The organism is Flammeovirga yaeyamensis, from assembly GCF_018736045.1.
Lineage (GTDB): Bacteria > Bacteroidota > Bacteroidia > Cytophagales > Flammeovirgaceae > Flammeovirga > Flammeovirga yaeyamensis.
This window is the reverse complement of record NZ_CP076133.1, coordinates 1073387-1086084: the sequence shown is the minus strand read 5'-3', so window position 1 is coordinate 1086084 and position 12698 is coordinate 1073387. Positions and strand designations below refer to the sequence as shown.

General features: G+C 35.5%; 7 protein-coding genes. All 7 read right to left on the bottom strand.

Annotated features, from left to right (window positions below):
* Window positions 1–4: 4 nt before the first annotated feature.
* Window positions 5–1657 carry a RagB/SusD family nutrient uptake outer membrane protein gene (locus KMW28_RS24195; protein WP_169661825.1) on the bottom strand — a complete coding sequence of 551 codons (1653 nt, stop codon included), beginning with the start codon at window positions 1655–1657 and terminating at the stop codon, window positions 5–7.
* 3 nt (window positions 1658–1660) lie between these two features.
* Complete coding sequence (locus KMW28_RS24190; RefSeq protein WP_169661826.1) at window positions 1661–4834, bottom strand: SusC/RagA family TonB-linked outer membrane protein; 3174 nt, start codon at window positions 4832–4834, stop codon at window positions 1661–1663.
* 311 nt (window positions 4835–5145) lie between these two features.
* Window positions 5146–5400, bottom strand: coding sequence for a hypothetical protein (locus tag KMW28_RS24185; protein WP_215585973.1), 255 nt, complete (start codon window positions 5398–5400; stop codon window positions 5146–5148).
* Window positions 5401–5653: 253 nt separating this feature from the next.
* Window positions 5654–6556 (bottom strand): T9SS type A sorting domain-containing protein, encoded by a 903-nt coding sequence (locus KMW28_RS24180; RefSeq protein WP_169661828.1) that lies wholly within the window; start codon window positions 6554–6556, stop codon window positions 5654–5656.
* Window positions 6557–6568: 12 nt separating this feature from the next.
* Window positions 6569–8065: an SUMF1/EgtB/PvdO family nonheme iron enzyme gene (locus tag KMW28_RS24175; RefSeq protein ID WP_169661829.1), complete on the bottom strand. Its 1497-nt coding sequence runs from the start codon at window positions 8063–8065 to the stop codon at window positions 6569–6571.
* A 210-nt stretch (window positions 8066–8275) separates the two neighbouring features.
* Entirely contained in the window at window positions 8276–10705 is a 2430-nt protein-coding gene (locus KMW28_RS24170; RefSeq protein ID WP_169661830.1) for a hypothetical protein, read from the bottom strand.
* 89 nt (window positions 10706–10794) lie between these two features.
* Window positions 10795–12624, bottom strand: coding sequence for an alpha-L-fucosidase (locus KMW28_RS24165; protein WP_169661831.1), 1830 nt, complete (start codon window positions 12622–12624; stop codon window positions 10795–10797).
* Between the last annotated feature and the right edge of the window lie 74 nt (window positions 12625–12698).

Here is a 12698-nt window from a genome sequence, read left to right as displayed (position 1 = left end):
CATATTAGTAACCGTAATTTTGTTTCCAATTAGGGTGTAAGGTCATTTCTGGTCTTGGAATAGGCCATAAATATTCGTGCTGAGGATAAGGCAAACACACAAAGTTAATGAGAATATTTTCTCTTTCGCCGTTTCCTTTCCACTCTGGGTTGTCAGATGAATGATAATATAAATCTCTTCCATCAGCCAATTGCTTTAAGCGATTCGTTCTAATGAGATCGAATTTTCTTTTCCCTTCTCCATTAAGTTCAACTCTTCTTTCTTGCCAAATAGCATCGCGGAAAGAATCTTGATCCAAGTCGCTTGCCACTAAGGCTGTAAGTCCAGCACGAGTTCTTAATCTATTGATCTGAAAAATTGCTTCAGCAGTTGGTCCATTGATTTCGTTAGAAGCTTCTGCATAATTTAAAATAGCATCGGCAATTCTATAGAGCACTATGTTGTTATCACCATCACTATGTTGAAAACCACTTTCTCCTTTATAAATTTTAGGATCCAATAGTTTATGATACAATGGAATGCTATAAGCAGAATCACCATTAGCTTTCAGCGTTTTTATCAACATAGTATGTGTTTTGCGTTGATCTCCTTCCTCAAATGCTCTCCATAAATCAGGAGTTGGAATGTAAAGACCACGAGCTGCTCCTTCGTATTGTGGAACATTTATTCCCCAAAAATCAGTTCCACCTAAAAACATTGCATCTGTAACTACAGTTAGACCTTCACCTTGTTGTCCAGTTCCAAAACCAGACATGTTACCGAATTCAACCACTGATTCTTTAGAGAAAGGGTTTCTCCAGGGTAACCAAGCAGCATCACCTTGGTTGGTATCATCTACAGTGTAAAGATCAAATCCACCTTTATTATTTAAAGCTTTTAATGCCCATTCCTCTGCTAATTTTAAATAGGCATTATCTCCTTTTAATAAATTTCCTTGAGAAGTATATCTCCAACCTGCCATAGTCAAACATACATCAGATAATAAGACCGCCGCAGATGTTTTTGTCATTCTGCCTGCAAAAGAAGAAGGATAAAAATCTGGACAATATTCGTAACCATATTCTAAATCAGGTATAATAAGATCTTCGTAAATTTTTAATGCACTTACTCTTTCTATCTTATCATTCTCTAACTCATTCATTTGGTTAAGAGGTCGATCAACAAACGGTAAATCGCCCCACATTCTTACCAAATGATAGTAGTATAAAGCACGTTGTACTCTTATTTCACCAATTACTTCTGTCTTTTGTTCAGGGGTAATATCACCTACTTCCATGCGAGAGATAATATCAATGGCTCTATTACAATCGGCAACACCTTTCCAAAGTGGAGTCCAAACCGCAGTATAAGAAAACTGCTCATCAGAAGTTAAGTTGTGTAATACAAACGGTCTAATAATAGGATCATTCGCTCTACCGATTGGGCTCATATCATCTGTCCCTGAGTCCCATAGTAAAAAGAATCTTCCATAGATAAACCCACCATTCACCCAGTTCTCATACGGAGCTAATGCTAAGCTTACTGCTCCTTCATACGTATGAGGGAAATCTTGCTCTGTGAGGTACCCTTTAGGGTCTTCTTTTAAAAAGACTGAACAACCCGATAAGCAACTCAATAGAGTGATTAAAGCTATATAAATATATTTTTGATAATTCATTTCTTAATTAAAAGTAAGGTTCAAACCAATAGTATATGAAGTCGGCAACGGATATACACCATAATCGTGTCCCATCTTTAAAGCATTGTGACCTGTTAATGAAACATCCGGATTGTATCCACTGTAATTGGTCCATGTATACAGATCTGTTACAGCAAATGATACGTTACCGGTAATCGATTTCAAGTTGAAGCGGTACATCAAATCAATTCTTTTTAATCGAATAAATGAGGCATCTTCAATAACTATGTCACTAAAAGGAAGATTGGTTGCGCTATTATCCAACAAAGCTACATGCGTATGATTATTCGGATTTTCTGGAGTCCACCTTCTATCGTAGATTTCTTGAGTCACGTTTCCAATTCCGTTCATAAACCCAAGTCGCCACATGGTTAAGTTCGCCATACTTCTCCCGTGTTCACCCATAAAGAAGATGCTAAGAGATAAGTTTTTATATTCAAACCTATTTTCTAGTGACCAAACAAAATCTGGTTGGGCGGTGCCTATGACCATTTTATCGTTGGCATCGATTTTCCCATCTCCATTTTGGTCCACATATTTTTGTTGACCTGGATAAAGGGCTTGTCCCACCTCATTTTCTTTCCATGGAGTGTATCCTAATCTAGCATATTGATAACCTGCATTCTTTAAATCATTTCTGAATTTCACAGCGGCTTCTTCTGTAGATAACCCTCTGAATTCTCTAAAATCTTCGTATTGATAAATTCTATCTGCTTTGTATCCCCAGAATGTACCTAATTCTCTGCCTGCAATTAGTTGCTGTGTAGCATCACCACCGTTCCAAGGATTCATATAACCCGCATTTAATGTATCAGTTCTCAAAGATGTAATCCAAGTTTTTGCTCTTGTAAATACACCTCTTGTAATCCAAGTGAAATCATTTTTTTCAATATTGGTGGTTGTCAATGCTACTTCGAAACCTTTGTTTTGAAGGGAGCCAATATTCACCAATCCAGTATTAAAACCTGTGTAAGCAGGAACGTTAGTTTCTAACAAAAGATCATTTGTATTTTTCACATAATAATCAGCTGTCACCTCTATTCTGTTATTAAATGCACTTGCATCAAAACCTAAGTTTAGCTCTTTTGTCAGCTCCCACTTCAGCTGATCATTTCTAAAGAATGCTTCTCTAAATACACTGTATCTACTTTTATCATGACCTAATACAGCATTTTGATTGGAGAAAATAGAAAGTGATCGTCCTACTCTGTTGGCAGGGTTACCATTGGCACCATAACTCAATCTAAACTTTAATAGATTAAGTTGCTGTACATCTTTAAGGAATTGTTCGTTGTTCAATTTCCAAGATAAAGCTGCAGCCGGGAAAGTCGCCCATTTGTTTCCTTCAGAGAACTGTGAAGCACCATCATGTCGAACTGATGCGGTTAAGAAATAACGATTATCATAACTCATAATAGATCTCGCAGTTAAACTCAACATTGTTCTTTGTTCGTAACCACTTGAACTTGGTAATTGTAATAATCCGGCGCCCATATTATGCCAAAGCATTTCATCCGATGGAAAGTTCGATGCTTCCATTTGCATCCACTCATTTCCACTAAATCTAGCTGAAGCCATCACCATTGTTCTTGCATCAAATTTTCCCCACTTTTTATAATGGGTCATATCTGTATCTACATTCCAGTTGTTATAGGCTGAAAATCTTCTTCTTGCCCAACCTTTTGTATCATCTACAGTATTTAAAACACTAGATCTGTAAAAATTATTTTCTCTTGTACCCGAGTTAAAACCTCCTCTTGCTTGATATGTGAAGTTGTTATTGATTTTATATTGCATCGTTAAACTACTTGTCATCATATCATTTGCATTACGCATAATATTTTCTTCAGCCAATTGGGTTGGAGAGTTTCTTAACTCTAAATTATTTGAATTGTCAATGATAGAAGTACCGTCTGGGTTCATGGTTGGTTGTGCTCGGATAGCTTGCATTACTACACTACCTTGACCTTTTGCTGCATCAAATCCGGTACCTGTGTTTACTTGTCCAGATGATGATTGTGATACATATACATTCGCCCAAATTCTCACTTTTTTACTTAATTCAGCAGAAAAGTTCGTTCTAAACGACATACGGTCGAAGCCTGAGTTTTCAATGATACCATCTGAGGTATAATAGTTCGTGGATGCCATAAAGTTAAACTTCTGATTACCTCCAGACACGGAAGCATTTAAATCGAAGATAGATCCATCTTTGTATAAGATATCTTGCCAATTTGTAGAAGTTAAGGAGTCTGGATTGTAATCTTCTCTTCCTCGTCCGATCTCCTTACGCATATCAAGAAACGTTTTTGAATCTAGAACAGGAATAAATAAATTCCTATTTAACCTTTGCACACCATACTTAGAACTTACTTGGGTTTTCACCTTTCCAAGATCACCTTTCTTTGTCGTGATCAAGATAACTCCATTAGAACCCATTGCACCGTAGATCGCGGTAGAAGAAGCATCTTTTAATACTTCAATCGATGCAATGTCTGCTGGGTTAATGTCTGCAAGAGCGGATTGTCCAGCTCCTCCTTCCTGAGCAAACCCCATGTTGTCGTCTGTCATCATTGGTACACCATCGATCACATACAAAGGTTGGTTGTTACCACCAATTGAGTTAACACCACGAATACTAATCGAAGAAGATGCTCCGGGCTGACCACTATTGGTTACCACACGCACACCCGCCATACGACCTTGTAATTCGTTTTCGAAAGAGGCATTTACCGATCTCTCGACTTCTTTACCAGATACTCGACCTACAGAACCTGTCAGGTCTTCTTTACGTTGCTCACCAAAACCGATGACAACAATTTCATCCAGTTTTTGGATTTTTTCTTTGAGGTAAATTTTCACCTCTTCTTTCATTCCATCCTTAATCCTCATTTGGTAACTTTCGTAACCAATAAAAGTGACTTTAATAACATCTCCGGGTTTTACATTTTCTAATGTAAACTTACCGTCGATATCAGAAATCGAACCTCTATTTTCTTCGAGTATAACTACAGATGCACCAGGAACAGTAATCCCTTTTGTATCGTATATTATACCACGAATAGTTCTTTCTTCCTGAGCGATAGTTTCGTTTGAACAGACTATGAATAGAATAAAAAGAAGTAATTTAAAAAGTAGTTTATTCCCTTTCACCATACTTAGTATTAGTTGATAATTGCTTTTTGCTTAGTTCAAAATTAGGTAACAATTACACTTAATTACTTGTCTATTTATTTCATTTGTTAGCAAAATTAGTATTTACGTCCATTTAAACACTATTCGTGCTGTTAATAGTCTATTTCTTTCCATTGTTATTAACAAAATAGCAAATTATCGTCATTTCAATTTCTTTGACTACAAAACAAAAAAACAACACAAACTTATTTATGCTGTTTTCTATCAAATTCTTTATTAAAAAATTCTAAGTGCTTAAACCTCTTAAGTTATACACTAAAAAAAGTAAATTATTACAACTGATGCTCATATTTTACTTCCCAATGGATTTGTTTATTTTCATCAGATTGTATCACTAATTTTGATATATCCTGATCTAAATTAACAATCTTCACAACTCCTCTATTAACATTTACTCTTTTTATTTGATATCCATTATTGGCGATGAGTATTTCATAGGGATCATGCTGTATTACTTCAGAAATTCCCACCAAACTATTATTTGATGCCACCCATTGGCACATTTTCAAATCTAACATTCCTTGCATAATGTGTCTATTAGTGGATATAAATTGAGGGTGGTCGTTGTACCTAGATAAATGATACCAATCCTCATTCACTTTATAGTCATACACCTAAGGGCAATATTTATTTAAATCGAAGGCATCTAATGGTCTTGCCGATTTAGGTAAAGCATGATAAGGTAGTGTTCTAGACAAATCATGTGCAACGTGTTGGGGCATTTTATATAAAAAAACCCAAAACAACTTGTCTTGGGTTTAATAATTGAATTGCTTGACATTACTTCACGATTTTCAGAACTCCTAAGTGTCCTACTCTAATCACATAAAATCCTTTGTTTAAATGAGACACATTTAAACGTATATCTTGATCTGTTTGATTTATTATTTGTAGTGGGATAGCTTCCCCGTTAATAGAATACATCTGAATTAACTGATGATAATCTTTATCTAAAAGAATGGTCAATTCGTTAATTACTGGATTAGGATAAGCATAGAGTTCAATGTTAGGAGCATTTTCCAAATTAAATATTCTGATATCAGAATAGGTAAACTGACCATCGAAATCGACTTGTTTTAATCGATAATATGACGTTCCTCTTGATGTTGATGGATCGGTTGTAGAATACTCTAATCTATTATTTGAATTCCCTGCTCCTTCTATTTGAGTTACTATCTCCCAATTTCTTCTATCTACCGATTTTTCGATGACAAAGTAATCGTTGTTTATTTCAGTAAGCGTTGTCCAACGAATAAAAGCTTTACCTTGAACATTCCTTACTTCAAATACACCTAATTCGATAGGAAGATCGTAATCTTCGTCGACCATTACCGTGTTTTTAGCATATCCTTTCGCTTCCCCTCCTGTAAATATATTATGAGATACTGAACCAAAAACATCTAAATCATTACCCAAAGCATATCCGTTAGATACACCACCTTTAAATATATTGTAACTCGTTGAGTTCTGAGTTTCTAATATCGTTTGTGAGGCATACCCATTTCCTTCCCCTCCCATAAAAAAATTATGAGAAGTAGAATTTACCGATTGCATTAAACTGTTAGAATTATCTCCACCACCATTTCCGCCCATAAAAATATCTTGGGCACAAACATTTACTGATAATGAACTAACGAATAGCATTATCCATAACAATGCACTTATCTGTTTATATTTTTTCATAAGTGCCTATGATTAATTTTTTGGTGCAGTACGAACTCCTCTTCCTCCAACAAAATCTCTACCCGAATTAGTTGGGTAACATATAGCTGCTAAGCCTCTTGTCGACACATATGCCTGATCATTGGTATTTACATAACTTCCTCCGCGAATACCTGCACCTTCATTAGCTTCAATTAATTGTGGCCATCCATCGATGGTATAGTTACCGATATTACTTAACAATCCATTACCATGAGAACCATCAAATTTTCTTCCTTCTTCTGAAGAAACGATGACCACTGCTTCAAAAGCACTTCCAGATAAATCCATAATGCCATAGTAGGAAGCTCCCGATTGAATTCTATCAGATGTACTCGTTGCAGTGATACCAACTCTTATTGGTCCACCCACATTCCCTAATGTTTCACTAAACGCAGCATTGCCTAACGTAGCACTGTAATTTGCAGTAATTTCTTCATTAAACGCTCCAAGGTTAGCTAAAGTAAAGTCATCTGGGTTATATGTACTTTCTCCCCATGCAAATTCTCTATGTACCGGTGTTTTTGTTCCTCTACATGCTTTTTCGAATTCAAACTCTGACATTGGTCTCAAACAAGACCAATCTAAATAATTAAAGATTGCTAAGTGACTACCATGAACATATGGAAGATAGGGTGCATCTGCCACGTATTGATCCGTTACATATTGAATAGAATTTCTATTGGTTCCATATTTATTCTTGACAAAATCATTTTGTCCCGTTTGTAATGAGGTTAAAGTATTCAAGAAATCCACAAATTGTCCTTGAGTGATTTCATATTTCATACAATAAAATGATTGATATCCTTTAGGAAAATCTTCAGCAATAACTCCATCTCTAAACTCACCTGAATTCACATTGGTCACATAACAAAGATTCCCTGCCGTTTCACCAACATCTATTGCTTCCTCTGATGAAACATAATACGGGTTTGCTCTATTTGAAGTGTTATTGATGAAAGTATAAAAAGAGGAAGCTTCGTTACCACCTGTCCCTAAAGCAAAACGACCTTGAGGCACATACACCATTTCAATACCATAGACATTGATTTCGAAAGTATCGTCATCCCCTTGGTGATCCTCTCCGTACGCCCAGCTTAAAGAAACATTATAATTTACTGTTTGCTGAGATATATTAGATGCACTGTATACAAATGCACCTTTAGAATATCCGTTTCCAGTATCGTCTTCATTATCAATAGTTGCTCCAGTAGCATTGTGTCCACTTAAAGATAAAGTAGCATGTTGCCAGTAATCGGTATTTAAATTTCTGTATTTCACAAAAACCCAAACGGCATCCCAGTTGCTTTGTGCACTACTCACTCTCCATGAGTTATCCCATGATAAATCGAAATTCACCTCAACGGTTTTTGTATTTGTATTCTTATTCGAAAGTGCAACGTTTTCTATGGTAATGTTATTTGCTTCTCCGAAAAATGGACAGATCAAAAGAAGCAAGAAGAAGTAAAGTGTAGTTTTATTATTAATCATAAAATAAGTAATAATTTTTTGTTGTTGTGTGTTGATAAAACATTCAAATCAGTCACAATATCAACAAACAAACTATAAACGTATTTATTACATCTTTCAAATCTTTGCTCATTTTCAACATCTTCGTTTTTAGCTCAAAAAGGTCGATTTTAATAAAAAAATGCACTAATCGTTTAGACAATTAGTGCATTTCTTTCTTTAAGTGATAGGTTATTTTTGATCTAAAACCTCCGCATCCATTGGTATGGAGAAGGTCACTTCCCAAGTTTGAGTTATTGGATCAAAGTCTACTTGATAATAATCCTTACCATGGTTCTCTTGATTAAATTCCACGGCTTTATCATCTACTGTAAATGACACTTTAAAGTCTTTGTAATTGCTCAGATTAGAAATAGTCACCGGAACATAAGCCAAACCATTTGATAAATCTGCCAATACTTCGTTATCAACAGCTTTTATTTTTAAAGGATAGTTTCTGACCACTTCTCCCTTAGAAACATTTACGGAAACATCGTTTTTCTTGGCTTCTCTCCACATAAGTTTCCAAGTATCTTGCCCCAAGTTTAAAGCTTTTGCAAAAGCCTCGTTAGATCCATAATAACTCTTTGCTTCTTGAGGGAAAACACATAATTCCATTACTAATCGTACCTTGTCTCCTTTCTTTAATTGCTTGATATCAGAAGGCAAGTTCACTTCTACTAGCGTAACAGGTTCACCAGCTCTTGTTTTACTTGAGGAATAAGTCGAAAAACGAGGTTGTATTTCTTTTCCATCCACGGTCGCCGACCATTCTTTTAAGACAATACCTTTATTTCCTGTAACAGCATATTTATGACTTTCCATGTTTTTCGCTTCATGCATACTAAACCATGGTTGTTTTCCATCTATAATAATATCCTGATTAGTGTATTGCTTTTCTTTATGAACATTAGGAACCTCTTTGATCAAACCATCTGCATTACCCCAAGCAATTTTATTTTCTACCTGATAAGAATAGGTTTCTGAACCAAACTGAGCTAAGGCCAAACGATGAAAATCAAAGGTATCGTTTACTTCAATTTCTAAAGTATAAATTCCTCTAAAGTAATCGTCGTTTCTGATAATGCTCGCTGTTAATGAATAATCGACTTCATCTTTACTTGTTACTCCAGTATAAGTGACTTCTGTAAGGTTTGGACAATTACGTTTATAATGCGATTTAATACGTTTGATCTTTAATTTCTGACCATTTTCATCATATACTCTCATAAAATCTCCACCACCCACATTCGGTGTCCAATTGTATTTTTTTGGACCGATAGGGTTGTCATCTTCAGCTTTGATCATGAATGGTCTTACATCCGTAATTAAAGTATTGGCTTGACCACAATCGGGTTCGTAACAAACGCTTTCACCCCAAGCACCCATAGCCGTTTGATCCCATAACTGATGATTTCCTCTAAATTTCTTTCCCCAACCTGTCAATGAAAGTTGATTGTGCGATACAGCCGGTAATGTTCCCCAATACCCCGAAACTTTCGATAATTCCAATTCTACTTTTGAGTTTGGAGGAAGACAAACCACCGTATAAGAACGCATCCAAGGTCCACGGTATTTAAACTCTTTCCCATTGTGCCAGTTTTTTGAGATCTGAATTGGAATACCTGTAGGGTTTCCATCTTTGTCTCTTAACATCACACTAATTCCTGTAATGTCTCTTACACCATCTACTCTCTCGAAGATAAGGCGTTGTAATTGAGGTTGATTCGTTAAGTTTTCTAACGTTAAAGCGACTCTTTCCATTCCCTTTAAACCATCAAAAGAATCGTTTAAAGATATCTTTTTTGCTTGCTGTTGTTCCGCTTCAGTAATCACCACTTCCCTATTCGGTCGATGGAGGTCTTTAGCAATAATGTTCAGTCCTTCTTGATGCAGATTTTCGTATTTAAATCTCATCAGCAGATTCACTTCTTTATTTTTTATTGATGTAGTTGCTTGGATTTTATTTTCTGGAGTAATCATCAATTGGTCGTTCTCTCTTTTGATGATCTCCCATACTTTTCCATTTTTGGCTTTAGCATGAATCACTTCACCCTTCTTACTTAATGCTACCTGATCAGAAGGTAAGTCTAATTCTATCATTAACTGATAATCATCTGATAAAATGGTATCGTTTTCGAATACCAATCGAAAATCTAGGGCATCCGTCCATGAAGAAATTTCTACAGAAAATTTAAGATTTGGATCGTCTTCTAATTTAAGATCTGGAAAATTTCTTCTTTGAAAAAATTTACCGCTTTCAATGACTTCTCCTGCATAGTGGGCATCCTCATCTAAACGTACCACTTTATGCTTTTGTCCATTCTTGACAACATATAACGATAATATATCTAATGTTTCGTCTTGTGCTTTTTCTAAATATTTTCCATTCACTTCATTATCATCAATCAAACGAAGTTGCTCCAATTTAAAATCTTGGTAGTTGAATCTAAGGAAATGATGATTGGTTTGAATTTGAAAATGAGTATTGTTTTGTACATCATTTTCTAAAAACATATAGGTGTTTGTATTTGCATATTGCCATAATTCTTTTGGCAATTGTGCAAAGGTTGAGGTAATGACCCCAAAATAAACGATTAGGAAGGGTAATAACTTTCTCATTTCAGTTCGTTTGATCACAACGTGTGATAAAAAATTGAGATCGTCAGCTTCAAAATGAAACTGACGATTCAAATATACTCAATAATTAATTAGAAACTTTGATTCGCTTCTACAGAAATAATAGGTTCGAATGATATCGATGCAAGATTGATCCATCCTGAAGCGTCATCAGAATTTAAGGTAATAGAGATTTTCTGCTTACCCGGTTGATTGAAATTCACCACACCGATTTTTCTATCTTTAAATACTCTTATCGTTCTGTTTTCAAACTTATTTTTGATCACATTTTTATCCCCGCTATAAGTAGGTACAAAATAATACTGATCATCGTTAATTTTTAAAAGACCTTCTTGCATGTCCGCATCTTCGTTACATGCGTAATTGATTCTTACAATGTACATTCCTTTTTTTGGAACGTTCACCTCCCATTCTGCTTTCGCTCCTTTTTCAGACCATTTTTCGATCACTGGAGTAGCATGCCAATCGCCAAAGATCTCCATCCATCGAATCTTGTCTGTTGAACAAGCCGTTAAGTTGGCTTCATGAGGTAATAGTTTTGTCACCAAACCTGTATTAAATACTTTATCTGTATTTAATTTTGGTTTGTCTTCGAATTCAACAACAATCACAGAGGCTACTGGATCTGGCATTCTCAAAGGTAATTTTAATAATGTAGAACCTTCTAACATATTGATATTTACCGCTGCCTGATCGTCTAAGAAATACGCCTTTTTTGCTTTTGTAATAAATTTAGGCAAATAGATCTGATTGTCTCTTGGCCATTCTTTTACAAAAACATACATTTTGTTATCCTTTTGAGTGGCTGCAAATTGTGTTTGACCTCCCAAATACATGGCATCTGTTCCATAGATCGCTTCTTTGTATTTTGCAATCCACTTACCTGTTTCTCTAAGAATCATAGCAGAAACTTCTGGTACAGAACCATCTCCTTTTGGACCAATATTGAACAAGTAGTTACCACCTTTTGTAATTACATCGATCAAACGATGAGAGATTTCTTTTGGTGTTTTCCAGTTGAAATCCAACTTGCTATACGCCCATGTATTGTTGTGTGTATCACAAGTTTCCCAAAGACCATCCACTGGCTCAGAAGGAATCTCATTATCACCTAACGTTTCGAAGTCACCTAGACCTCTACCAATTCTACTGTTAATCAAACAGTCGGGTTGATATTTATCGACAATTGCTTTTAACTCTAACACTTGTTCGTGTTTAATTGGTCCTGGAGTATCGAAGAAAATACATCCGATATCACCATAATTAGTCACCAATTCTTTCACTTGAGGTAATGCTTTTTCTGTCATGTACTTTTGTACATCTGCTTCGTCAGGATTAAACTCCCAAGTATTACCAAAACCGTCTTTCTCGTTCCAGTCTTGCATTTGAGAATAATAGAAACCAAAACGAATCCCTTTTTTCTTACAAGCTTTAGCTAATTGCTTAATTAAATCTTTCTTGTAAGGAGTGTTTGTGATATCATAATCACTTACTTTGGAGTCGAACAAAGCAAAACCATCGTGGTGTTTTGCAGTAATGACTACATATTTCATTCCTGCATCCACCGCCAGTTGAGCGATTTCATCTGCATCAAATTTTTCAGGGTTAAACGTTTCAGCTAATTTACGATAGTCTTTGGTTTGGATACTTGCTCTACGCATAATCCATTCGTTAATACCATAATAATGTTTGCCTTCATATTCACCAGCTAGTTCCGAATATAATCCCCAATGTATAAACATCGCAAACTTTGCTTCTTTATACCATTGATGCTCTTTTTCTGTTACCTGGGTATTCGTTCCATTTTCACCCCACAGTTCATCCATCCCTTTTTCCTTTTTCTGACCGAATAAGGAAAGGGAGAACAACATACATAAACTTATTAAAAAATAATTCTTCATACTTCTAATTGACTATAAGCCTTAAAAAATAATCACATTACAATTTTAGCTTATATCTAACAGAAAACTTGGCC